General features: G+C 40.4%; 21 protein-coding genes and 1 tRNA gene. 15 read left to right on the plus strand and 7 right to left on the minus strand.

Translation table 11 applies throughout. The features are described from left to right. Positions 1 to 234 (plus strand): WG repeat-containing protein (locus AAW12_RS09915; RefSeq protein WP_046673470.1); only part of this gene is annotated, 234 nt, incomplete at its 5' end. A gap of 76 nt (positions 235 to 310) precedes the next feature. On the opposite strand, the gene AAW12_RS09920 is transcribed toward AAW12_RS09915, so the two are convergent. Beyond that, on the minus strand, positions 311 to 1,180 hold the full coding sequence (locus AAW12_RS09920) for a DUF808 domain-containing protein (protein ID WP_046673471.1): 870 nt from the start codon (positions 1,178 to 1,180) through the stop codon (positions 311 to 313). 133 nt (positions 1,181 to 1,313) lie between these two features. On the opposite strand from AAW12_RS09920, the gene AAW12_RS09925 reads away from it, so the two are divergent. The 4 genes from AAW12_RS09925 to AAW12_RS09940 all read left to right on the plus strand — a co-directional run bounded on the left by AAW12_RS09925 (position 1,314) and on the right by AAW12_RS09940 (position 4,665). Then, on the plus strand, positions 1,314 to 1,871 hold the full coding sequence (locus AAW12_RS09925) for a DUF4256 domain-containing protein (protein WP_046673472.1): 558 nt from the start codon (positions 1,314 to 1,316) through the stop codon (positions 1,869 to 1,871). 31 nt (positions 1,872 to 1,902) lie between these two features. Continuing rightward, entirely contained in the window at positions 1,903 to 2,760 is an 858-nt protein-coding gene (locus AAW12_RS09930; RefSeq protein ID WP_046673473.1) for a DUF6265 family protein, read from the plus strand. A gap of 61 nt (positions 2,761 to 2,821) precedes the next feature. Beyond that, a complete protein-coding gene (locus AAW12_RS09935; RefSeq protein ID WP_046673474.1) occupies positions 2,822 to 3,280 on the plus strand; it encodes a GyrI-like domain-containing protein in 459 nt (152 codons plus the stop codon). A gap of 92 nt (positions 3,281 to 3,372) precedes the next feature. After that, positions 3,373 to 4,665: a chloride channel protein gene (locus AAW12_RS09940; protein ID WP_231585246.1), complete on the plus strand. Its 1,293-nt coding sequence runs from the start codon at positions 3,373 to 3,375 to the stop codon at positions 4,663 to 4,665. Positions 4,666 to 4,725: 60 nt separating this feature from the next. On the opposite strand, the gene AAW12_RS09945 is transcribed toward AAW12_RS09940, so the two are convergent. The 3 genes from AAW12_RS09945 to AAW12_RS26245 form a co-directional block, all read right to left on the minus strand. After that, positions 4,726 to 6,147, minus strand: a complete 1,422-nt coding sequence (locus tag AAW12_RS09945; protein WP_046673475.1) for an RtcB family protein — start codon at positions 6,145 to 6,147, stop codon at positions 4,726 to 4,728. Positions 6,148 to 6,250: 103 nt separating this feature from the next. After that, positions 6,251 to 7,345 (minus strand): slipin family protein, encoded by a 1,095-nt coding sequence (locus AAW12_RS09950; RefSeq protein WP_046673476.1) that lies wholly within the window; start codon positions 7,343 to 7,345, stop codon positions 6,251 to 6,253. A gap of 407 nt (positions 7,346 to 7,752) precedes the next feature. Next, positions 7,753 to 7,814, minus strand: a tRNA-OTHER gene (locus AAW12_RS26245). Positions 7,815 to 8,360: 546 nt separating this feature from the next. On the opposite strand from AAW12_RS26245, the gene AAW12_RS09960 reads away from it, so the two are divergent. Then, the gene (locus AAW12_RS09960) at positions 8,361 to 8,948 is read left to right on the plus strand and encodes a hypothetical protein (RefSeq protein ID WP_231585247.1); all 588 of its coding nucleotides are present in this window, start codon (positions 8,361 to 8,363) and stop codon (positions 8,946 to 8,948) included. An 85-nt stretch (positions 8,949 to 9,033) separates the two neighbouring features. Here the strand turns inward: AAW12_RS09960 and AAW12_RS09965 are convergent, their stop codons facing one another. Both AAW12_RS09965 and AAW12_RS09970 read right to left on the minus strand, forming a co-directional pair. After that, the gene (locus AAW12_RS09965) at positions 9,034 to 10,287 is read right to left on the minus strand and encodes an amidohydrolase (RefSeq protein ID WP_046673478.1); all 1,254 of its coding nucleotides are present in this window, start codon (positions 10,285 to 10,287) and stop codon (positions 9,034 to 9,036) included. A gap of 76 nt (positions 10,288 to 10,363) precedes the next feature. Then, positions 10,364 to 11,215 carry an AraC family transcriptional regulator gene (locus tag AAW12_RS09970; RefSeq protein WP_046673479.1) on the minus strand — a complete coding sequence of 284 codons (852 nt, stop codon included), beginning with the start codon at positions 11,213 to 11,215 and terminating at the stop codon, positions 10,364 to 10,366. 388 nt (positions 11,216 to 11,603) lie between these two features. Between AAW12_RS09970 and AAW12_RS09975 the strand changes: the two genes are divergently transcribed. From AAW12_RS09975 to AAW12_RS09985, 3 genes are read left to right on the plus strand one after another with little or no spacing between them, the layout of a single operon-like run. Further along, positions 11,604 to 12,218: a hypothetical protein gene (locus AAW12_RS09975; protein WP_046673480.1), complete on the plus strand. Its 615-nt coding sequence runs from the start codon at positions 11,604 to 11,606 to the stop codon at positions 12,216 to 12,218. 14 nt (positions 12,219 to 12,232) lie between these two features. Further along, positions 12,233 to 12,586 carry a hypothetical protein gene (locus AAW12_RS09980; protein ID WP_046673481.1) on the plus strand — a complete coding sequence of 118 codons (354 nt, stop codon included), beginning with the start codon at positions 12,233 to 12,235 and terminating at the stop codon, positions 12,584 to 12,586. After that, positions 12,571 to 13,767: an oxygenase MpaB family protein gene (locus AAW12_RS09985; RefSeq protein WP_231585248.1), complete on the plus strand. Its 1,197-nt coding sequence runs from the start codon at positions 12,571 to 12,573 to the stop codon at positions 13,765 to 13,767. Before AAW12_RS09980 ends, AAW12_RS09985 begins: the two co-directional genes overlap by 16 nt. Here AAW12_RS09985 and recR read toward each other — a convergent pair. Next, positions 13,764 to 14,378, minus strand: coding sequence for a recombination mediator RecR (gene recR / locus AAW12_RS09990; protein WP_046673482.1), 615 nt, complete (start codon positions 14,376 to 14,378; stop codon positions 13,764 to 13,766). The two genes, AAW12_RS09985 and recR, sit on opposite strands and share 4 nt — an antisense overlap. Positions 14,379 to 14,492: 114 nt before the next feature. Here recR and AAW12_RS09995 point away from each other — a divergent pair, with 114 nt between their 5' ends. The 6 genes from AAW12_RS09995 (at position 14,493) to AAW12_RS10020 (ending at position 23,237) form a co-directional block, all read left to right on the plus strand. Further along, positions 14,493 to 15,197, plus strand: coding sequence for a TIGR00730 family Rossman fold protein (locus tag AAW12_RS09995; RefSeq protein ID WP_046673602.1), 705 nt, complete (start codon positions 14,493 to 14,495; stop codon positions 15,195 to 15,197). A 211-nt stretch (positions 15,198 to 15,408) separates the two neighbouring features. Next, entirely contained in the window at positions 15,409 to 15,966 is a 558-nt protein-coding gene (locus tag AAW12_RS10000; protein WP_046673483.1) for an RNA polymerase sigma-70 factor, read from the plus strand. A 66-nt stretch (positions 15,967 to 16,032) separates the two neighbouring features. Then, positions 16,033 to 17,172 (plus strand): FecR family protein, encoded by a 1,140-nt coding sequence (locus tag AAW12_RS10005; protein ID WP_053003609.1) that lies wholly within the window; start codon positions 16,033 to 16,035, stop codon positions 17,170 to 17,172. Positions 17,173 to 17,207: 35 nt separating this feature from the next. Next, complete coding sequence (locus AAW12_RS10010; protein WP_053003610.1) at positions 17,208 to 20,480, plus strand: TonB-dependent receptor; 3,273 nt, start codon at positions 17,208 to 17,210, stop codon at positions 20,478 to 20,480. Between the two features lie 18 nt (positions 20,481 to 20,498). Beyond that, positions 20,499 to 22,049 carry a RagB/SusD family nutrient uptake outer membrane protein gene (locus AAW12_RS10015; RefSeq protein ID WP_046673484.1) on the plus strand — a complete coding sequence of 517 codons (1,551 nt, stop codon included), beginning with the start codon at positions 20,499 to 20,501 and terminating at the stop codon, positions 22,047 to 22,049. 66 nt (positions 22,050 to 22,115) lie between these two features. Then, the gene (locus AAW12_RS10020; protein ID WP_046673485.1) at positions 22,116 to 23,237 is read left to right on the plus strand and encodes an acyltransferase family protein; all 1,122 of its coding nucleotides are present in this window, start codon (positions 22,116 to 22,118) and stop codon (positions 23,235 to 23,237) included. Positions 23,238 to 23,378: the final 141 nt, after the last annotated feature.

The following is a 23,378-nucleotide window of genomic DNA, read 5'->3' on the forward strand; positions in this document are numbered from 1 at the left end:
TTGATTTCAATTACCGAAGAACCCAATCTTTTCCTTGCAAGCAAAGGTGGAAAGTATGGGTATTTAGATGGTCAGGGAAAAGTTGCAATACCATTTATATACAGTGGAGCTACCTCGTTCAGTGATGGCGTGGCTTCTGTTTCATTAGCGGATTCGGACGATGTAATTTTGATTAATACAAAAGGCGAACGTGTGGAAATAGATGCTGCGGCAGAGGCAACAGATATAATTTAAACATCAGCAACCAAACAAGACAACAGATCTATCTGTTGCCTTTTTCGGTTGCTGATCATCAATGATCAGTATAAGGTTATTTTTTCTTTTTAAACAGCATTTTGCCGATCGTAAATAAAACCACCACAATTATGCCTCCACCTAGGCCAAATAACAGCTCTTTTAGCATGCTTGGCAGAGCGGGTAGCGCGTGATGTAAGAAATCAATATAATGCGCAAAAATTCCGCCTGAAACCAAAATTAAAGCAAATGTACCAACCACAGCCAATAACTTGATAACAAAAGGCAGTGCGCGGACTAAAAAACGACCTAGACTCGCTACAGGGCCTTTCTCACGGGAGGTTTTAATCAATTTATAACCAGCATCGTCCATCCGAACGATAAGTGCTACAATACCATAGACTCCAACTGTGGCTAAAAAAGCAACAACCGAAACCGTAATAATTTGTAAGGACAAGCTTTTTCCAAGAACTGTTCCTAAAGCGATAATGACGATCTCCACGGAAAGAATAAAGTCTGTCGTGATAGCCGATTTTACCTTCGCTTTTTCAACAGCAACTGAGTTTTCAGCAACGACAGTCTCTACTTTCGTTTCTTCTGTAGCATGTTTGCGGTGAAACAGGTATTCAATAATCTTTTCAACACCTTCAAAAGCAAGGTAGAAACCGCCCAAAATTAAAATATATTTGATGGCAATTGGAAAAAAGACGTTCAGTAATAAAGCAATAGGTACAATGATCAACTTATTGAGCAGCGAACCCTTTGTAATTGCCCATAAAACTGGGAGCTCACGTGAAGCCAAAAAACCAGTCGCTTTCTCTGCATTTACCGCTAAATCGTCACCTAAGATTCCAGCAGTTTTTTTTGTTGCGATTTTGCTCGCCACTGCTACATCATCCATCAACGCTGCAATATCATCTAGTATTGCAAATATTCCTGAAGCCATATTTATATAAAAATTGAACGTAAAAATATAAATTTAATTCAATTTTGAACTAAAGAATTTAATCCATTTGTAATATTAAGCTACATTACATTTGATTTAAATACGTAATTTTAATACCACAAGGACAACCGTTATGAAAAATTCACTTACACTGCAGGAACAGTCAATCCTACTTGAAACACTAAAACAAAGGTTTCAGAAATTTCCTAAAAGACATCCACAGATCAGTTGGGATGATGTCGCGCATAAATTACTTGAAAATCCCAAGAAATTATGGAGCTTGTTCCAAATGGAAAAGAGCGCTGGCGAACCCGACCTTATTCTGATTGATGCAAACAAAGAACAGTATGCTTTTGTGGATTGTGCTGAAGAAAGTCCCAAAGGAAGAAGAAGCCTCTGTTTTGACCAAAGAGCCATGGATGAAAGGAAAGAAAACAAGCCTATTGGGAATGCTGTGGACGAAGCTAAGAAAATGGGGACTGAGCTACTGAATGAAGAACAATATCGCCAACTTCAACAATTAGGTGAATTTGATTTAAAAACTTCCAGCTGGATACAAACACCAGATGCCATCCGCAAGCTTGGAGGTGCCTTATTCTGTGACCGACGTTACAACCAAGTCTTTACCTATCATAATGGCGCAATCTCCTATTATGCCGCACGTGGATTTCGCTGCATACTTTTTCTTTAAAAGTCCCTAACCTTCAAAATTTAAAACCTATATGAAAACAATTGTAATAGCCACCCTGCTCTTTTTCTGGGGAGCTGCCCAACCGCTTTTTTCACAAGTATCTTTTCCATCGTTCTTGGAAGGGACATGGAAGCTGGACAATAAGGAGCAATACGAACAATGGGATCGTATAAATGAACACGAATTAAAGGGACTTTCCTATACGTTGAAAAATGGGCAAAAGATCGTCAGTGAATACCTAAAATTGACCAAAATAAAGGATAAAGTTGTATACACAGCACTGGTCATCGGACAAAACCATGGAAAAGAAGTCAATTTTGAACTAAGTTATCAGGATAGTACCTATTCGTTTATCAATGAGGCCCATGATTTCCCCAATTACATTCGGTACACACCAGTCGCCACAAACCGACTTCACATTGTAGTGGAAGGAAAATCGGGAAGAGCCAGGTCTTTTTATGCGAGCAGAATTGCACCGACCACGACTGAAGGAAACCCAAATTACGATCAAGAGCTCGCAAAAAAATTGGGGGCTGATGATTATGGAATGAAATCCTACATCTTTGTCCTCCTCAAAACTGGCGAGAATAAAACAACAGACAAACAATTCATTAATGAATGTTTCAAAGGTCACATGGAAAATATCAATCGTCTCGTAAAAAATGGGCAATTGATTGTTGCTGGCCCATTTGGAAAAAATGACGACAACTTTCGGGGCCTTTTTATCTTAAATAACATGGCTTCAACTGATGCGGCAAAGCATATTTTAGAGAACGATCCAGCGGTAAAAAACGGCCTCTTAGAAGCTTCGTTTTACCCCTGGTATGGTTCAGCTGCCTTGGCAGAATATCTGTCCCAAGTAGATAAAATCTGGAAAAAACAACATTAGCTCTTTAGTCATGACATAGGGTTGTCATTGGCCGATCTAACTTTGGGGAAAACTAAGCGAAATGAATAATAAAATAATCCCTTCATTCAGTATAATAGGTCTTGCCATCCGTACAAGCAACCAAAATGGGCAGGCGGCGAAAGACATTCCAGAACTTTGGGCCCGCTTTTTTAAAGAAGATGTGTTGAGCCGTATTCCCAACAAGATATCCAGCGAACTCTATTGTATCTATACCGAATATGAAAAAGATCACACATTGCCTTATACGACTTTATTAGGCTGTAAAGTCAGCAATCTTGAAGAACTACCCGAAGACTTGGACGGTATTCATATCGCTGAAAACCATTACCGACATTTTACAGCAGAAGGAAATTTGGAAGATGGCATCGTTTATGAAACTTGGCAAAGGATATGGCGTTCGGATTTACCAAGAACGTATGCCGCAGACCTCGAAATATATGGCGAAAAAGCCCAAAACCCACACGATGCAAAGGTGGATATATACATAGGCATTCATTAGGGTCTTTATCGTAAAAAAACGTATGTGTTAAGGTATTTATCGTTTATTTTAAACTAAATAACCCTTACCTTTGTGCCGATTTAAAGAAAAACATGATGCAAGGCAATACGACATACAGAAAAAAAGTTGTTCGATATAGCTATCTAAAATTAATTGGAAGTTCAGCGCTCGTCAGTATCGTTTGTTGTGTATTGGCATACAGCCTCAAACACAGCACAGCTTATGTACAGGAAGAATTGTTTGAGAGTGTATCTTCCTGGGATGCCAAACTTTTTATTATTTTACCCAGCATAGGTATTACAGCGATTTACTTCTTACGGAAATACCTTTTTCAAAACAGAAAAAACAAAGGGATCAAAGAAATCTATACGACACTGGAAACAAGAAAAGACCATTTACCTTTTTTTAAGATTCCTTCACATTATATCAATGGTTTTCTAACGGTAGTTTTTGGTGGGTCAACCGGTGTTGAAGTTTCTACAGTTGTTGCATCAGCCACGGTGGGTAACCAAGCGTATAAGCGATTACATCCAGCTTGGGCTTACAAAACCGAGTTGATCTGCGCTGGCGTAATCGCTGGAGTCACCCTGTTGTTTGGAAGTGCATTGGGTGGTTTTCTTTTTGCTTTTGAGGTAATTGCACGCAGATATAACAAGACCTTGCTCATTAGCGGACTAACTTCAATGGCCGTGGCTTCCGTATTTGTTTATTGTCTTGACGCAAGTCCTTTGTTTACATTTGAGGTAAAAGCATGGCGATGGCAGGCGATCCCTTTTGTCGCTATTTTGGGATTGATTGGCGGGATTTTAGCATTATATTTTACTAAAACGGTAATTTATGCGAAGTCTTATTTTGCAGGCATAAAAAGTAATTTTATCCGTGTCAACTTGGGTGCAATCACCGTTGGAACGTTTATCTTTTTCTTACCGGTACTCTATGGCGACAGCTATCATGGTCTTGGAGAGATTCTAAAAAGCAGTCTGCATGATTCTGTCAATTTACTTTACTTTCTTCCGTTGATCCTGCTTGTTCTCTTAAAACCTTTTGTGGCTTCTCTGACGCTAGGTGCTGGTGGTGACGGCGGCGTTTTTGCTCCCAGTATTGTTACAGGTGCATTGTTAGGCGTTTTGTTTGCACAGCTTTGCAACCATTATCTAGGCACACAATTGGTGGTTATTAATTTTGCTCTTTTTGGTGCTGCAGCAATGCTTTCTGCGGCTATACATGCACCTTTCACGGCGATCTTTATTATTGCAAGCCTTGTTCCTTCCGGATATTTATTACTAGCCCCCCTGCTCATCAGCAGTTTTATTGCGAAAGCGCTAGCTAAAAAACTATATCCTTATAACGTATACACCTATAAGGAAGTGGCGACGGCCAGGTAATCAAAAGAAATTAAACACGAAAGCGGCTCAGACATAAATCTGAGCCGCTTTTTCTTGCCATTAGTCTTCTCTGCTCCCATCATCGGCCATACGGACAATCTTGGGCGAAAATTTGGCCACGACATCAACAAGATCTTTTTGTGAAGCCATGACAGTGTGGATGTCTTTATAGGCCATCGGCGCTTCATCCATCCCTGCTCCGAGCAGCATAACACCTTGATCTTTAAGCATCGCATGAAGGTCATGGGAAGATAAGGTTTTAATCGCTTGTGTACGGCTCATCAGTCGACCTGCCCCATGAGATGCCGATTGTATAGCATTCGACTCCCCTTTTCCGCGAACCAAAAACCCTGGTGTCGCCATGGAGCCCGGAATAATCCCCATTACCCCTTTTGCAGCGGGCGTCGCACCCTTTCGGTGTACAATAACATCTTGACCATTCCAAGTTTCCTTCCATGCAAAATTGTGGTGATTTTCAACTTTCGCCAACAATTCAGCTCCTAAAGCCAACGTGATCTTGTCATGGATCACTTCGTGGCAGGCTGACGCATAATCGCCAGCGAGATTCATGGCCAGCCAATACTCCTGTCCCTCATGGCTATCCAGGTCCAAATAAGCCAGATTTTCCGCTTGATAAGGTAACTTACATACGGATTTGGCCAGCTTGGTATAATGTGCTGCTAGGGTAGCGCCCATTCCTCTTGAACCCGAATGTGTCAACAAACCCAAATAACTGCCGCTATCAATGTTTAAAACCTCATCTCTTTCCTCAAATTCGACTATACCAAATTCCACAAAATGATTCCCGCCACCGGAAGAGCCCAATTGGGTCCAGGCTTTATCCTTCAAGGAGGAAAGCAAGCTGTTTTCATTGAATAATTTGTTTTCCAGTACAGCATGATCTACGCGTTCATGTTTCAGGTATCCATTACCAGCCCCAAATTTACTGTTGCGTAGAATAATATCTTTCAGCGTCATTATATTGTGCTCCACAAATGACCCCGGTAGATCAAAGATGGACAAAGCCATACGACAGCCAATATCGACACCAACACCATAAGGGATCACGGCATTATTTGTCGCCAGAACTCCTCCGATTGGCAATCCGTATCCTTGATGGGCGTCTGGCATCAATGCTCCGGCAACCGAAACTGGTAATTTCATGGCGATATTCATCTGTGCTTTCGCCCCTGTTTCAATTTCAGACGAACCGTAAATGGTATAATCCGCCGGGTTTTCGTTCAAGACAATTAATGACTTGTCAATTGCCTCTTGCCCAAGCAGAGCACTCGCTAAAATTCCGAAAACAGCATCATCAGAATAGCTGGTCGGATTTTCCAAAACAGCTTTAAACTTTTCAAGCATTTCTGCCCGCGTAAAACCGTGTCTTTTACTGTTGATCTTCAGCGCTACGCCCAAGCTATGATTTTCTTTATATCCCAAAGCAATTAAGTCATTGCCGTTTATTCTCTTATTTTCCATTTTCTTACTTTCTAATGTTATAGAGTAGCTTTACAACTTCTCCAAAGCAGGTAACAACAGCTCTTTACGTTGCTACCTGCACCTCTTTCAATTTAATAATCTTTTATTTCACAAACAATTGTTTGAGTTGGTCAACAATCTGTCCATTTCCGGAAACCGAAATCGTATTGATCTTTTCTGCGATCTTTTCGACATATTCCATTTCCTTCAACTTAAACAACATACTGTTTTCTTCCATCAGCTTCGCCGTATTCAACAAACTCCGTGTCGAAGCGGTCTCTTCGCGACGCATGATGCTATTTGCCTGCGCCCTCTTCTCTGCAATCAACACCTGGTTCATGATGTCCCGCACATCCCCTGGTAAAATAACATCTTTAACACCGCAGGTCAACAGTGTTAGTCCCAAGCTCGCAACCTGTTGTAATGTATTTTCTAAGATATAGCCTTGTATTTCAGTCTTCCGCTCCATCAGCTCGTCTAACGTCATCTGCCCGATATAGGACCGTAGGGTCAACTGCATCAACGAATACAATTGCTTCTCATAGTCTTTATTATTCAATAGTGCTTTGACAATATCCACAATCTGATATTGCAGCGTGAAATTGATTCTGATCTGTGCCTTATCTTTAGACAAGATCTCCTGTCCTACCACCTCCAAGGTCAAAACCCGCATATCAGCTTTTGAAATCGCTATAGTTTTTGCATTCTTCCACCAATAATACGTTCCCGACTTCAAGATATCCACAAACACACCGTCTACAAAAAGCAGGGCTTTCTCATTTGGTTCAATTTTATACTGACGTACATAATAGCTCAAACTCTGTTTCTCCAACAACTGACGATTTAAAGATGCCGGAACCTCAATCTCCGCAATGTCTTCCAGTTGAAATCTGCGTTCACGCAATTCCTTCCAAAAAACATGTCTGCCAGAGGCTAACGTCTTTTCGAAATTATTATTCAAAAAAACAAGACAAATCTCCGTATCGCCCACCTCAACGATGTCGACCAATTCACTAAAACCTGCCAACTGCAAAAGCACATCGATATTACGATCGGAAGGAAATGGATGAGTAGTTGTATATTTCTCCAGTTTTTCACCAAATCTCAACCAATAGTTACCGGATTTTAAAACACGGACCACCATATTGTTTTTAATAACCAATCCGATTTCTGCTGTAGTTATCTGTACTCTTTTCATTTGTATATTCTTTTAAATTTTCATTATTGCTATTATAAAACCTGCTATTTTTTATCCCTTGACCTCAAGCGGGATTCAAAAGCCCAAGTACCCGCTTTTAAAATCAAAAGTCGGTGAACAAATACCCCATCCTATTGGTCACGACTTTTTAGTATAAATTCAAATACCACATCTTAGGAATCTCAGGCCATCAATCAATTGCATAATCGCATGAAAACAGCGCATAAGCAGGATAAAAAGATAGCAAGCTTCTACCAAATGACCTTTTTAAAGAAGGTCTTAACTTTGAATGTCCGAATGGACAGTTCGGTGCAATACCCTTATGCTATTCCATCCGAAAATGGAAGTGGGATTCGAACCCACACGATTGAGCTGTTGTTCTACCCAGACTGAACTATCCTGATTGCTCAGGAGTAGGAATCGAACCTACGACCCACAACTATCTGCTCTGCTCTACCCTTGAGCTACCTTTTTACGGGAGAGGACTCGAACCTCTAACACGAGCACTTCCTTTCAACTTCTCGTTTTATCAGTATATTGATTCTCATAGAGAACAATACTAACCTGCTATACTGAAACAGGTGACCAGGATGCCACTGAAGAAGAAAGGCTTCTTTAATACTTCATCACAAAGTATATATCTTAAAGCTATTCGCTATAATTTCATCAAAGAACGTTTGTCATTGTTGACATTACAAATATCGTTGGGTTAATGCGCAGGGAATTTGCGTAAGAAAAAAAAGAAGTAAAAAAAAATTAGAGAAAATATAAAATGCTGTTATACAGCAATTAAAAATAAATAATTAGCATCAGAAATAAACAAGGGACTCTTAACTACGCAGATGTATTGCGTTTATACGCCACACGATCGGCACACGGAGCTTTGCTTTATTTCAACAAGAATGGGAAATAGGATTTTTTGGCAAATATGCTGTAGAAATATAGCGGTAATCCGTGATCGTGTTATGGGATTTATATTCTAATTTTACACCCAAATAAAAGACGATATCAAAAGATGAAAAGTTTACATGCAACAATACTGCTGTTTTACATGCTTGCGAGCTGTATAAATCCAACGAGAAACCATAAAAGCACTGCAGTGGAACATCCTGCAAAGCAGGTTTTAATCAACGACGGCACAGGCACAGCGAAGCAAAACACGACAATTGCTCAGCATCAGCAAGCGGAAGATTGGTTAAAAGAGATTTTTAAATGTAAAAGTTCTGCATCCGGAAAATATTGTTACTATCTGGACAAAGAAGATGCCTTATGTACCAAACGCTTTCAGGCGTTCTTAAAAGATGCCAATGAAATTTACGGGCCATCTAACCTCACAGATGAAGAACTGCCCAAAGCTGAAGCAGCTTACAAAGCTAAATGGGAAAAAATCTATCCCTTATATACAGCGGAAACCTGGTTATTTGGAAGAGGTAATGACGACGCATTGGATATCAAGGATGTTAAAATCGACAAAATAACGGAGAGCAAGTTTATCGTATTTATTGATTACGGCGATAATATCCGAACCAAAAACGAGGTTCAATTGGTCCATGAGCAAGGTTCTTATAAAATAGACTACTGCAAGACGACTTTCCTACATTAACCGTCATCCCTCCTAAAAAATGAGCATGCCAATTCCCCAGACGATAAATTGGCATGTCAAATGTTCTTATTATGTGCTATTTTAATCAAGCTTGTGAACTATTGTTCCATTTGACGAGATTTCCCTGATGAATAAGCCCATGGACGGTCGAGATCCGAGAAACTGCTTCTGCTGAACAACTCGCGTCGACAAAAAGAAGGCTAGCATCATCTCCTACTTTCGGCCATACCGAATTCCCGTGGTCATCAAGCGGGATTTTGCCATTGGTCGCATAACAAAGGCAACGAGATAGCTCGAATTCAGTTTCATAACCATATAATTGCGCGGCTAGATTGGCTTTCTGAAGCATATTCCCACTACCAAAAGTACCCCAATGATCCTGAACATTGTCGTTCCCAACAAAAACTTCCACTCCCGCCTTTTTCAATTCCCGAAATGGCATCAACATATTGCGGAAAGGAACCGAACTGCATATACCGACTTTCGCTTCTGCCAGTCGTTCGGCCATGTGTTCTAAGTCTTTTTTCGGCAGGTAGCCTAAGGCGAAAGCATGACTGATAAATGTGCGTCCCTGTAATGCGGGGTTTTCCAATGCTTTATCAATCAAATATTCCATAGTCTTAACACCTGATTCTCCACCTTCATGCAAGTGGATATCGATTCCCTTGTTATTGTCCAATGCAAGTCGAACCGTCAAGTCCATCGGTTTCTCGATACTGCCGTCAATACTAAAGGGATCCAAACCACCGATAAAATCCACCTGTTCCCATTTTGCAACTTCCTCCATTAGCTTAGCGGATTCTGTATAGAATAGACCATGTTGGGGGAATGCGACCAGTTCTGCAGCAAAGGAATACTTTAAATGTTCCAGTGCCTGTAACAGATGTTCCAATGACTTCGTCCCCGATGTTGGGTCTACATTAAAATGTGTACGCGCAAAATTAGTTCCGTAGCCCTGCAATAGCGCAATCAATTTTTCGGCACGTTCGACAGAGGTTTTCAACAATTCAGGGATGATGATCTGTTCCTTGGCAATCATATCTTTTACAGTCCTGTTTTTTGGAAATACCGCCTTCCAGGGCAGGCCGTATAAAGTTTTATCTAAATGAATGTGCATGTCACGGAATGGCGGTAAGGCCAATTTACCTTTCATGTCAAAGCCTTTTCCGTCAATCCCCGATTGCGCTGGCTCTATATTTTTTATTTTATTTGCCTCGATTTGAATATCAAATAATGCCGTTTTCGTAGCAACAATTTCTTCCTTCTCATAAAGAAAGCCTGTTTCTAGTAATACGTTCCTCAACAAATAAGTATCTTGATTTTGATTGATTTCATTCATGCTTAAATCATTTTCACCAAAGCTAAGTGATTTGGGACAATGATCCTTGTACGAATTATCACAGCTTGTGTATAAATTATGGCTGCGCTTTAAACTGACTTGGTGTCATATTTGTATGGCATTTAAAAAACTTGCTGAAGCTTGCATTATCGTAAAATCCTAGATCAAAGACAATAGCTTTGATCGTTTTATCCGAAATTTTAAGCAAGCGCTTTGCTTCCAATAACACGCGTTCCTGAATCAAAAATGAAGCTGACTTGTGTAACACCCGATTACTTAACACATTCAGATAGTTTGCGGATATATTTAGCTTCTCGGCATAAAAAGCAACGGATTTTTCACTTTTATACCATTCATCGATAAGCTGAACAAATTTTGCCACAATCGGATTATCCTGATGTTGTTCATAATCATGATAATTATCCTGAACGATCTTGCTAATCAGAAGGGCAATTACTTTAACGCGCGCGTAAATCAATTCCCATAGGATATGGTCGTCCGCTAGATCAGCTGCAATTGCTTTAAATTCTGCCAATAGCGACTGAAAGTGGATCGCTGAAAGATCAATGACCAAATGCTTTAGATAATAAGAAATAGGAAATCGCAATGCAGGTAATAAGCTTTCGAACCAACGTCTGCTGATCATGAGCTGCAATGCATGGGTCGAGTCGTCCATCTTCCACTGATGTACCTGACCTGGAAAAACGAGATGTAATTGATTACATCCAAGCGTAAAGTGATCGAAGTCTATGGTATGCGTACCTACAGACTCTTCAAATAATAAGAGAATAAAAAAATCATGTTTATGCGGTTCATTAATTTCCCGAGGACCAATAAGTTCGTGAAAAAGCAGGTCACAATCCGCAATAATCCCTTCCTGGAATTTTTGCAGATCTAGTATTGGAAAATGGTCGTTGGGTTGATACATAAACAGTATTCCAAAGATAGTATCTAAATATTAAAACAAAAAACAAAAGCTAGTGAGAGCTGGTAACAATACTAAAAATTACTTCCAACTTATGACCAGCTTCGTACTGTAAACACAGTGAGTCCACAGTAAGTCCACGTTGAGTCCACCTTTTTTATGTGCAATTACCGTGGCTTCATCGTACAGACATATTGCTTACAGTCCGAAGTTGATTACTAATAGGCTATCATTTTTTCTAACGAAGCCCTTAAGCTTGCCCGCAATTATTGACAGAAATTGTTACGATTATCATTATTGATTAATATCAAAAAAACGTTACCTTGAAATAGTTTATAGGGTCTGATTTAGGTCGAATGCCTATGGCTCATTTCCAACTTAAGATCGAAACATGCAAATTGAAATAGGGAGTATATTTTACGAAATAGTACTTTGGAATAAAGATTACATCCAGATTCTAGGTAGTTCATCACCCTATCGTGTATACGCTCCAGCGCATTGCGATGTTGCTTTCCTCAAAGAGTACATTAAGCTAAATCCTCCAGAAAGTAAATCCGAAGATTCATCCTATTCCTATCTGGAAGATCCCTACTACCTATTTGGAAAACCTTATTTGGTCAAGATTTATACGTCCGCAATGCTACCAACTGTTGAATTGACAGCAACGAGTATATGTGTATATCAAAAGAAGAACACAAATACCTTGAACTTACTGTACAAATGGTGCCAGGAATTACTCTTCCATGAAGTCGTCAAGCAAATTGCTTACTGGGAGGAGCAATTGGATATATATGATGTAGCAACAGTAACCATCCGCAAACTACCCAAAAGTGATTTTAGAATCGTTGAAGGTGGATTTCAATTTTCAAATCGACTCATTGATTTTAAAAAAGAACACATCAATCTAATTATTCTAAAGGCTTTCTGTAAATTTGCGGATAAGACCCGGAAGGAAACAGAAGCAATTTTCAATCTATATATCCCAAACTGGAGAGATCTTTATTAGCATATTATAATAAAATGGCAGAAATTAGCATCAGAATAGCGATAGAAAAAGACAGTTTAATCATACCGTTCACCGATCAAGAGCTCCTACCATTCGTCGACAAACATCAGAAAGAAATCAATGATTACGTTATCGATCAATTGGAAGATAAAGATGGCGGCCCGCATTTAAGTGACTTTAGCGTCAGCAGGCTAACTTTTTTTGCTGATCAGACAGGCGGCTCTTTTAGACTTCATTTTAAAATTGACCGTCAATTTTGCTGCAGTGATCTTTTATCTTGTCAAACGGATTATATAGACTTTAAATTCAATAAATCGAACAATACAATCACATTAACAGGAGGTTATATATCTTGGACAACTCAATAAAAGAGAGGCGAATACCCGAGCGTTATCAAGTTAATACAAGTTCATTTTCTTTCTATTGGTCGAGAGGTCTTGGCGTGGAATTGCTTCGCAAATTGCCGACTAAACCTTCGATCGCGGCTGCCGATCAATGTATACCTTTACTCGATCAATTTGACAATAGCTGCGACCAGCTTGTCGAACAGCTCCACCTAAAAATTGGTTTCCCTCAAGGTCAACAACTGCTCAAAGATGCACTTGCAGGAAAGCCTATTGATGCCGCGTACGAACCCCTATTGCAGAATTTTCTACAGACATTGGATCTCAGTCCCTCTTGGTTAGATTGGGATAAAATAGAGCAAGGCATTGGCCTCAGCCAACGTTCGGGCTTATCAGGACTTGTCGTATTACGGGACTATGTCCTCATGGGGGGCTATGAATCCAGTGCCATCAATAAACCCCTAATTTTTACAGGTGCGTTAAAAAAAGGTGCTGTCAAAAGGCTCACCGAAACGGTCACCTTTTGGGTTGACGTCACAGGTAACAATGCACTGAAAAAGGGTAATATCGGCATTGAGGCCATCCTACTTACCCGATGTATCCATTCGTATGCTCGGTTAAATATTCTAAAGCACGGTCAGTGGCAAACAGAAAAATGGGGCGTCCCTTTAAACACTTGGGATATGCTTGCGACCAACCTCGGATTCTCTCTTGTTTATCTAACAGGGCTAAAACGCATGAAATTCAATATATTGAAAAGCGAGGTTGATGGTTTATTCCATGTTTGGAAATTTATCGGGACATTGCTGGGCATTCCCACGCAATTGCTACCCGACACCGAGGAGCAAGCTATTGAAGCGTTGTATTATTGGACGATGACCCAACAATCAGGAGATCAGGATAGTTTAGCCTTAGCAAAAGCGCTCATGGAAGAGCCCATTAAAGCAGCCTACCCCACAAACAAATGGGGACGAAAGCTTATGCGTGAAATTCATCTCTACTACAATCATTATCTATTGGGAGACTATTCGTGTTCATTACTTGGTTTAAGGAAAACGGTACTCGGTAAAATCGCTTATGTGAATATCTTAAAAAATAAAAAAGCAAATCATATGATTACCGACAGCCTATGGCGACAACAACAGATTGACAAAGGAAGAAAGATACACGAGGCTGTGAAACAAATCTATCTGAAATACAATTAACCAACATTGCGCTCGTAAGGCACCCGTGTCGCAATGGACCGTCCTAAGGTCAGTTCATCCACATATTCCAATTCACCACCAAAGGCTATACCGCGGGCAATGGTTGTAATTTTAACATCAAACTCACGCAATTTGCGATATAAATAAAAAATGGTGGTATCCCCTTCCATTGTTGCTGAAAGTGCCAGAATAACTTCTTCCACCTCACCTCTTTGAATTCGATTGAGTAATCCCTCAATTTTTAGATCCGCAGGACCAATACCGTCCATTGGCGAAATTAACCCACCCAATACATGATATACACCTTGATAGGAATTTGTATTTTCAATGGCCATCACATCACGTGTATCTTCCACAACACAAATCAAGCTTTTATCACGTTTAAAGGAGGCACATATCTCACATATACTGTGATCCGAAATATTGAAACATTCCTGGCAATACTGAATATCTTCTTTCAAGCGATCAATAGCGGCTGTAAAACGGGCTACATCCGCATCGGATTGCTTCAGCAGATGCAAAACCAGTCGTAATGCTGTCTTTTGCCCTACGCCTGGTAGTTTTCCAAATTCAGCGACGGCATTCTCAAGAAGTTTAGAAGAAAAATTCATAATGCAAATGTAAGAATAATCAGAAAAAGTAGCTACTATTAAAAAAATAGCTATATTGTATTCCTTTTTGAAAAATTGGAATTTAGAATTAAATGTATAACGTTATATATGGACATTACAAAAGAAGATAAAATTATCCGCGCATTTGAAAACAAAACATGGCAGGAAATTAAAGTTAAGGACTCATGGCAGATTTTTAAAGTGATGTCAGAGTTTGTGGACGGATTTGAGAAATTGGCAAAAATTGGTCCCTGTGTATCGATATTTGGATCAGCACGTACGCCACGTGAACACAAATATTATCAAATGGCGGTCGATATTGCCAGTTTATTGACAGAACGCGGTTATGGTATTATCTCGGGCGGTGGACCTGGAATTATGGAAGCAGCCAATAAAGGTGCTTATGAATCCGGAGGAAAGTCTGTTGGTCTAAATATTGAATTACCATTTGAGCAGTTTCACAACAAATATATTGATCGCGACAAACTACTTGAATTCAAGTACTTTTTCGTCAGAAAAGTGATGTTCATGAAGTATTCTCAGGGTTATATTGTTATGCCAGGAGGCTTTGGAACCATGGATGAGCTTTTTGAAGCAATCACATTGATTCAAACCGGCAAAATTGCACGTTTTCCGATCGTGTTGGTTGGCTCTGAATATTGGAAAGGGTTGATGGACTGGGTTCAGAATACAATGATTCCTAACAAATATATCAGCGAAGAAGATTTGAAACTATACCGTATTGTCGATACTGCCGAAGAGGCTGCGGATCATATTTTCCGATTCTACGACAAATACTTGTTGAAACCAAACTTCTAAGAAGTACCTGTAAAAAAAGAGTACCTGAATCAACAGATACTCTTTTTTTTTGCCTATTTGCCCTCCCCTTGGTCTTTGTAAAATAGGTATTTAGCTGTTCAAAACCAGCTTTTACAGATTAAAGTTGCATTATTGCTAATTTAGTCCCTACATTTATAGCGCGATTCGCATTACACGTCGTTAACCGTAGAAAAACAAATTATTGTCTTGCATGAAAGATTTTGGAGGCCATTCAGATGAAGAGTTGATTGTATTGGTTCAACAAGACGATAGCTTAGCTTTCGAAGCTTTGTATGATCGCTATTGGAAAAAGCTTTATTACCAGGCTGCGCGCAAAACAAATTCGCTGGAAGACGCGCAGGAAATCGTACAAAACATCTTTACTTCGCTTTGGCTGAGACGCCATCAACTCCAAATTGAAAGCAATCTCGCCTCCTACCTCGCTGTGGCCGTTAAATACAAAGTCTTTAAATATCTGGCGCAACAATACAAGCAGGAAGCTTTTAAGTATGACACGGAATGGGTAGATTTTGATAACTCGACGGAAAATTGGCTTCAGTTTGAAGAACTTCGAGTTCGGCTGGATCAGCTTGTTTCGGAACTGCCCGAAAAATGCCAGCTTGTTTTCAAATTATCCCGCGAAGAAGGACTTACTTATAAACAGATCGCTGAGCACATGAACATCTCTGTGAAAACGGTCGAAACCCAATTAGGCCGTGCCTTAAAAAAAATACGCGCTGGTATTCAGCGCTTTCTGATTACTTTGTGATTTTTTTTCTCTTCTTGTCAGGGTATCAACCCAATCTAGGGACTCTATATATAAATAACCCTAAATATGGTTGATCATAATCAATTCCGGATAAAGCAATTGGCTTACAAATGGCTTCAAGGCACATGTACCCCTGAAGAGGAAGCCGAATTGCAAGAGTGGTATGAAACAAGTAATGGCGAACCTCTCCCTATTCCTGAGGGGCTGGCAACCGATGAACAACAACTCAAAGAGCTGTTATTTTCCAATATTAAGCAGGAAATCCAAGCGTCAAAAATCAGGCGAATTCCGCAACGGGTGAAGTTGGGTGGAATAGCTGCTGCTTTGGCACTGTTGTTTATATTACCCCTTTACCTTGTTAAAAGAACATCTGGAGATAGCCAGCAGGTAGCCGTGAAGATGCAACAACAGGTTCACCCGGGCATTAAGGCAGCCGTATTAACTTTAGCCGATGGAACTAAAATTGACCTTTCTGCCCAGCAACAGCGCGTTCTCCATCAGGATGAACAGGTGAAAGTCGTTACCACTGCTTCCGGAACCGTGCAATATCAATTTACAGCCAGCAGGAATACTGCTACAAGCCGTACCAATACCATTGAAACCCCGATTGGAACAGAGTATACGATCATTTTGGCCGATGGCAGTAAGGTGTGGCTAAGTGCTGGATCCGTGCTGACGTTTCCTGAATCTTTTGCGTCGAATAGCCGGGAAGTAAAATTATCTGGGGAGGGCTATTTTGAGGTCAGCCACGATAGCAAGCGCCCCTTCTATGTGCGATCCAATGAACAGACCATTCGTGTATTCGGAACTCATTTTAATGTACGCTCTTATCCAAATGAAAACAATAAAACCACACTTATAGCCGGTTCTGTACAAGTCTCGCAATTCGGTAAGTCAAAAATGCTGAAACCTGGTCAAGCAGCATTTACCACTGGCGGGAATCTTATCGTAGCAGAAGCCAATATCGAAGAAGCAATGGCCTGGAAAAATGGTTTTTTCTATTTCGAATCGACACCCATTAAAGATGCGCTTGCCGCCATAAAACGCTGGTATAATGTGGATATCGTGTATAAAGGAACAAATGAAAAGCGTGAACTGACAGGTAAGATAAAACGCAATTCAACTGCCCAGCAACTGGTTGAGACCCTCAACTTTCTGGATATAAAATGCCGATTGGAAAACAATAAAATTGAAGTTGAACTCTAAATTATCTAATATAAAACAAACTTACCCAACTAATTATGTATAAACTTAAAACCATCCAAGGGGCTGGTAAAAAGGCAAAACTATTTGCTGCTTTACTTGCTATCCAATGCGTTTCCCATGCAAATAATTTGGCGATGGCGAATGTAAACCAATCTAAAATCAAGTTACAAGACAAGGAATACACTTTGGCAAAGTTTGCTAAAGAAATCGAGCGTCAGAGTTCTTATGTGTTTCTGTACGATAACTCACAGATTAATGATAACCAAAAAATCCGCATAAACCATAAAGATGGTTCTATTGTTGAAATTCTGGATGACAACCTGAAAGAGCTGTCGTATTCATACAAAATTGTCAACAACACCATTGTCCTAAAAAAGAAAATAAATGACATACCTTTAAGAAACACGATCAATATACAACAGCTTGTCAAAGGGCGCGTTACCGATGGCGACGGTAAAGCATTAACAGGGGTCACCATCCGCAATATAACAACAGGTAAACAGACGGAAACAGACAGCAAAGGTGAGTTTTCAATTGAAGCGACTCCTACACATCAGCTCAGCTTTAGTTCAATAGGTTATGAGACTATCAGTAGTACGGTAGGTTCCAATAGTTACCTCAATATACAGCTAAAAACTGCCAACAACCAACTGGAACAGATCGTTGTGGTCGGTTTTGGAACACAGAAGAAAAAAGACATCACGGGAGCCATTGCAACCATGAGTACAAAAGGTATTGAAGATCGCCCTGTGACCCAATTAGCGAGTGCTATGGAGGGCAAAATGGCGGGGGTGGAAATTGTAAAATCTTCCGGACAACCTCAAGCTGGCTTCTCTATTCGCGTTCGCGGAACTTCAACAATTACTGCAGGTAGTAATCCATTATACATTGTAGATGGTGTTCCTACTGAAAACATATCGGAGCTCAATCCATCCGATATTCAAAGCATTTCTGTATTAAAGGATGCTGCTTCAGCCGCTGTCTATGGATCTTCTGGCGCAAATGGCGTTGTATTGATTACAACCAAAAGAGGAACAAACGGTAAGACACAGGTAAATTTCGAAACCTATCAAGGATTTTCAGCCATCAGAAAAAAGCCTAGTGTTCTAAATGCGGCACAATATAGAGAATTAATGACTGAGATGGGAGAAGCCTTGGATTGGTCGAAATATACCGCTGATACAAACTGGCCAGATCAGCTATTCCGCACCGGTCACAGCCAAAAATACCAGGCTTCAGTACGCGGTGGAGATGAAAAGACAGGGTTTTACATCTCGGGATCTTATCAAAAAGATAATGGTACGGTAATTACCAATACAGTTAATAAAGTCAATTTCAAGGTTAATTTGGATCATCAGATCAATAAAATCTTTAAGGTGGGGACCAGCTTATCTTACAACCGTTGGTACGACGTGGACATTACCGAGAACTCCCGAAATGGAGTCATCATGAACGCTTATCTAGGCTCTCCAGTAATCGGCATATATGGCGATAAAGGTGCTTTCACAGTGGATCCATTCTATACAGATCTTGACAACCCCGTTGCATTGGCAACAGGTAACGAGCACAGCTATATCAACAACAGATTTACAGGAAATGCCTTTGTGGAAGCCAATGTCCTACCTGGATTAAAATTCAAATCGCTGTTTGGGTATGAGAAATTTAACAACCAGTACCGCAGTTTTGTGGATCCGTTCCGCACGACAGAGGGTAGAAAATATAAAGGAATGGCGACGCTCCAGCAGCAGGACAATCAGTATTGGATGTCCGAAAATACATTAAACTATGACAAAACCTTTAGTGATAAACACCACTTTACAGGCTTATTAGGCTATATTACAACGAAAACACAAACAACAACCTCAAATATTGCTACGCAAAATTTTGCTAATCCAGCAATCCACACGGTCAATGGTGGTTCGATGATCACAGCGATGCCTACGGCAGTAGATGCCGCTGTATCCACTGTATCTGGCATCGCAAAAATTGGTTATGATTATAACGACAAGTACCTATTTACAGCAAATCTGCGGGCTGACGCATCATCTGTATTTGGCCCAAATAACCGCTGGGGCTACTTCCCTTCTTTCTCTGCCGGCTGGCGTTTATCCAATGAAGATTTCTTCAGTTCGCTGAAAAACACCGTAAACGATTTGAAAATCCGTGCGAGCTGGGGTAAAGTTGGAAATAGCCAAATTCCGGCCTTTGCCTATCTCGGTTTAGTCGACGTGACGGGATCATACAACATCGGCGATCAAGTTGTACCCGGTTATACGCCTGCTACCCTGGACAATCCCAATTTAAAATGGGAAACAACAAACCAGACCGATATTGGTGTGGATGCCAGTTTCTTTAATTCGAGATTGATATTTGGTGCAGATTATTATGCAAAAAGGACTGTAGGCCTACTTCTCAACTCAAGAGTTCCGTACAGTTCGGGCTATAGGACTGCGCTGAAAAACCTCGGCGACCTACAAAATAGAGGTTTTGAATTCGAATTGAGTAGCCGAAATTTCGTTCACGATTTCAAATGGAATACAACAGTAACATTCGGACTCAATCGCAATAAAGTCCTGAATATTGATGGCGGAACCTATTATGACGGAAATATCGATGGTCGGGGCAATAGTACGATTGCAAAAGAAGGCGTTGCATTGGGGTCCTTCTGGGGCTATATCGCGAAAGGTATCAATCCAGAGACCGGAGATATGATCTATCAGATGGCTGATCCGGAAGCAGGTCTCCAAACGAGTGATATGGCTATCATTGGTCATGCTACACCAAAATTCTCTTATGGCATGACCAACGATTTCAGCTATAAGAACTTCAACTTTTCCTTTTTCTTACAAGGTGTACAGGGAAATGATATCCTTAATGCGACGCGCATTTATACAGAAGGTATGTGGGAACCGAGAAACCAAAGTGTTGCCGTGTTAAACAGATGGACTGTTGATAACAAAAATAGTACTATGCCACGTCCAGATCTAAACAATACAGATGACAACTACAATTCACAAATTTCCTCCCGTTTTGTAGAGAAAGGTTCCTACCTCAGGGTAAAATCGATGACCTTGGCCTATACGCTACCTAAACAAGTGCTTGAAAGATGGAAGCTCAATAAGGTCCGCTTTTACGTGACGGGCGAGAATCTGTTAACATTCACCAAATACTCGGGTTTGGATCCCGAGGTAAGTATGTATGGTGGAACTAACCAGGAAACCGTGAGTGCCAATATGGCGCCGGGTATCGATTTTGGTACTTCGCCGCAGGCACGCACCTTTATTGTTGGTTTAAACCTAACTTTTTAACCTTTTAGCTTACAAAAAATGAAATCAACTAGATATACGTCATTAGCCATAGCCTTATTGACATCGCTTACTCTAAATTCCTGCAAAAAGTTTTTAGATCTTCAACCTACCTCCACGGTAACGAGCGAAAATGCCTATCTCACCGGAGACAATATTGAGAAAGCATTAAACGGAGCCTATAATTCTTTCATAGGCAATGGCACCCGTCCAGGAAGCAATGCCAATTATTATCAATGGGAAATGATTCTGCAAACAGATATTCGCTCTGATAATGCCCATGCTGCCGGTGGTGGGGAAATAGATTTTGCGCAAATTGACTATAATACCATTACCAATACCAATGAAATGGTACGCAGGGATTGGGAAGAACTGTATGGAGCAATCTCAAAATGCAATATCGTTATTGACAACGTTGATAAAGTCACAGATCCTACTTTTTCGGACGAACGACGCAAACAAATTCTTGGAGAAGCTTCATTTTTAAGGGCCTTCCATTATTATCAATTGGTCAAACTTTATGGTGGTGTGCCCTTGGAAAAACACTCCAACAGTACAGATGCAGAAGTATTACGCATCAAGCGATCAACTGTAGCCGAGGTTTATGATTTTATCGATTCGGATCTGCAAGTTGCTGCAAACAACCTACCCGATGGATTTGGGCAACCTTCCATTGACAAGGTCAGAGCAACAAAAGGGGCTGCAAATGCCTTACTGACCAAGATATGGGCACAACGCCCTGATCGAGATTACAATAAGGTATTGCAATACGCCGATGCAGTGATCGCTGGAAAAGGTGGTTACCAGCTCCTTCAAAACTATGCGGATCTTTTTGACGGCAAACACAACTATAATAGTGAATCTATCATTGAGATTCCCTACATCGCCGGCAGTCCAAATCTAAGCTGCTGGGGTGGCGCGTTCTTTTTCCCGGATCTTGATGAAAATGGCAAAATCAACGAAAACGAATGGCGCCGATATGGAACACCATCGAAAGATCTTGTCGAAGCTTATGACAATGCTGGCGACACCGAACGAAAGAACGCCAACATTTGGTTCTATTCAGTTCCTTGGGCGGATGAATTTTGGAATCCCTGCGGAGATGCTGCGACAGAAATCCCATTTAACGTAAAGCAAAAACATGCCAATAGCTTCCAAAGTGGCGATCATTTTTACCTTTTACGACTTGCGGACATCATTCTGCTCAAAGCAGAAGCTCAAAACGCACTGGGAAATACTTCAGGAGCAATAAATACCCTTAATGTCGTCCGTCATCGCGCAGGGCTCGCCGATTTATCCGGTATCAGCTCCAGTGCCCTAAAGGCCATCATTCTCAACGAGCGCCGATTAGAACTAGCTTTCGAAGGGCAACGGTGGGATGATTTAAACCGTTATGGTGTCACAGTAGATGTGATGAATAAATTAAATGAAATCAAATTTACATGCGATGACGGCAAACAGAGCAATGCCACGTTGATTAAGTATAATTTTAACCAAAATAGCCTGCTCCTTCCAATACCATTATTGGAACTGCAGGCAAACCCTAGCCTAACTCAAAATCCAGGCTATTAATTAGACCAAACATAGGCTGTTCAAAGGAGTATCCTTGAACAGCCTTTTTTACCAATACACTTTATTATGACTCGTTTTAAATCACTGGATATTTTCCGTGGGTTTACACTCGCGGCTATGATTCTCGTCAATAATCCTGGCAACTATCATCATGTATTTCCTCCACTTGAACATTCCATTTGGCATGGATGTACGTTTACAGATCTTATATTTCCATTTTTCCTATTTGCTGTCGGAAACGCTATGGCATTTTCCTTAAAAAACAGCGACCAGTTAGCACCCACACGATATTGGAATAAAATTCTCAAGAGAACAATCATCCTTTTTCTACTTGGTCTGTTTTTAAATATCTTCCCCTTTGCGGAATGGAATAGTCTTCACCAGCTCGAGTGGATTCCCTTTGCCAAGTACAGGTATTTTGGGGTGCTGCAGCGTATTGCAATCTGCTATTTCAGCACGGCAATGATACTATACTATTTTAGGGATAAAGGTGCTGCAGTTATTAGTATCTTCCTTCTACTCCTCTATTGGCTAATTTGCTATTACGGTAATCCAGCAGATCCTTATAGTCTGGATGGTTGGTTTGGAACGACACTAGATATCCGAATCTTTGGTGCTTCCCACCTCTATCACGGCGAAGGAACAGCATTTGATCCAGAGGATGTCTGGAGCGTATTTCCGGCCATCAGTCAAACGATATTCGGGTATATCACAGGAAAATACATTATTCAAAAACTGACCGGCAAAAGTGAGCTGATGAACCTATTTGTCGTAGGCCTGGTCTTTATTTTAGTGGGCTATCTATGGTCATTTGCTTTTCCTATTAATAAGAAAATCTGGACCAGCAGTTACTGCGTATTCACAACGGGTATTGCCATCTCTTTTCTTGGTATATTAATCTATCTCATCGAATTTCAAAACATCAGAGGGATATTTTATACTGTCTTTGACGACTTCGGCAGGAATACACTATTTATCTATTGTCTTAGCGGACTACTCCCTACGATTTGTTCATTTATTCTCATTGGGGATAAACATCAAAACCTTTGGAACTTTAGCTATCATTTCCTGTTTGATGATTGGCAAAATCAACAATTATCCTCCGCCCTATTTGCATTGCTATTTGTCGCTTTGAATTGGTTGATCGCATATTATTTACGAAAGAAAAAGATCTATATCAAAATCTAGGTCAAGGTATCTTTGGGTTAAAATAAGTGAATCTGAATTAGGAATAAAAAAAAGGGCCAAAGGCCCTTTATATATAAAGATATGGATAAGATATACCGCAGCTACTTTTAGAAAACGCCCCATCTTTGTTTTACTAATTCC

This window comes from Sphingobacterium sp. Ag1, assembly GCF_000988325.1.
Classification (GTDB): domain Bacteria; phylum Bacteroidota; class Bacteroidia; order Sphingobacteriales; family Sphingobacteriaceae; genus Sphingobacterium.

Bases quoted from the DNA above. Each gene is read 5' to 3' on its own strand.
- AAW12_RS09980 (WP_046673481.1), top strand. From the start codon at position 12,233: ATGGCAGAAATTAGCATCAGAATAGCGATAGAAAAAGACAGTTTAATC.
- AAW12_RS09945 (WP_046673475.1), bottom strand. From the start codon at position 6,147: ATGGAAAATAAGAGAATAAACGGCAATGACTTAATTGCTTTGGGATAT.
- AAW12_RS09950 (WP_046673476.1), bottom strand. From the start codon at position 7,345: ATGAAAAGAGTACAGATAACTACAGCAGAAATCGGATTGGTTATTAAA.
- AAW12_RS10005 (WP_053003609.1), top strand. From the start codon at position 16,033: ATGGTTGATCATAATCAATTCCGGATAAAGCAATTGGCTTACAAATGG.
- AAW12_RS09960 (WP_231585247.1), top strand. From the start codon at position 8,361: ATGAAAAGTTTACATGCAACAATACTGCTGTTTTACATGCTTGCGAGC.
- AAW12_RS09930 (WP_046673473.1), top strand. From the start codon at position 1,903: ATGAAAACAATTGTAATAGCCACCCTGCTCTTTTTCTGGGGAGCTGCC.
- AAW12_RS09970 (WP_046673479.1), bottom strand. From the start codon at position 11,215: ATGTATCAACCCAACGACCATTTTCCAATACTAGATCTGCAAAAATTC.
- AAW12_RS10020 (WP_046673485.1), top strand. From the start codon at position 22,116: ATGACTCGTTTTAAATCACTGGATATTTTCCGTGGGTTTACACTCGCG.
- AAW12_RS09975 (WP_046673480.1), top strand. From the start codon at position 11,604: ATGCAAATTGAAATAGGGAGTATATTTTACGAAATAGTACTTTGGAAT.
- AAW12_RS10015 (WP_046673484.1), top strand. From the start codon at position 20,499: ATGAAATCAACTAGATATACGTCATTAGCCATAGCCTTATTGACATCG.
- AAW12_RS10000 (WP_046673483.1), top strand. From the start codon at position 15,409: ATGAAAGATTTTGGAGGCCATTCAGATGAAGAGTTGATTGTATTGGTT.
- AAW12_RS10010 (WP_053003610.1), top strand. From the start codon at position 17,208: ATGTATAAACTTAAAACCATCCAAGGGGCTGGTAAAAAGGCAAAACTA.
- AAW12_RS09940 (WP_231585246.1), top strand. From the start codon at position 3,373: ATGATGCAAGGCAATACGACATACAGAAAAAAAGTTGTTCGATATAGC.
- AAW12_RS09935 (WP_046673474.1), top strand. From the start codon at position 2,822: ATGAATAATAAAATAATCCCTTCATTCAGTATAATAGGTCTTGCCATC.
- AAW12_RS09920 (WP_046673471.1), bottom strand. From the start codon at position 1,180: ATGGCTTCAGGAATATTTGCAATACTAGATGATATTGCAGCGTTGATG.
- AAW12_RS09965 (WP_046673478.1), bottom strand. From the start codon at position 10,287: ATGAATGAAATCAATCAAAATCAAGATACTTATTTGTTGAGGAACGTA.
- AAW12_RS09925 (WP_046673472.1), top strand. From the start codon at position 1,314: ATGAAAAATTCACTTACACTGCAGGAACAGTCAATCCTACTTGAAACA.
- recR (WP_046673482.1), bottom strand. From the start codon at position 14,378: ATGAATTTTTCTTCTAAACTTCTTGAGAATGCCGTCGCTGAATTTGGA.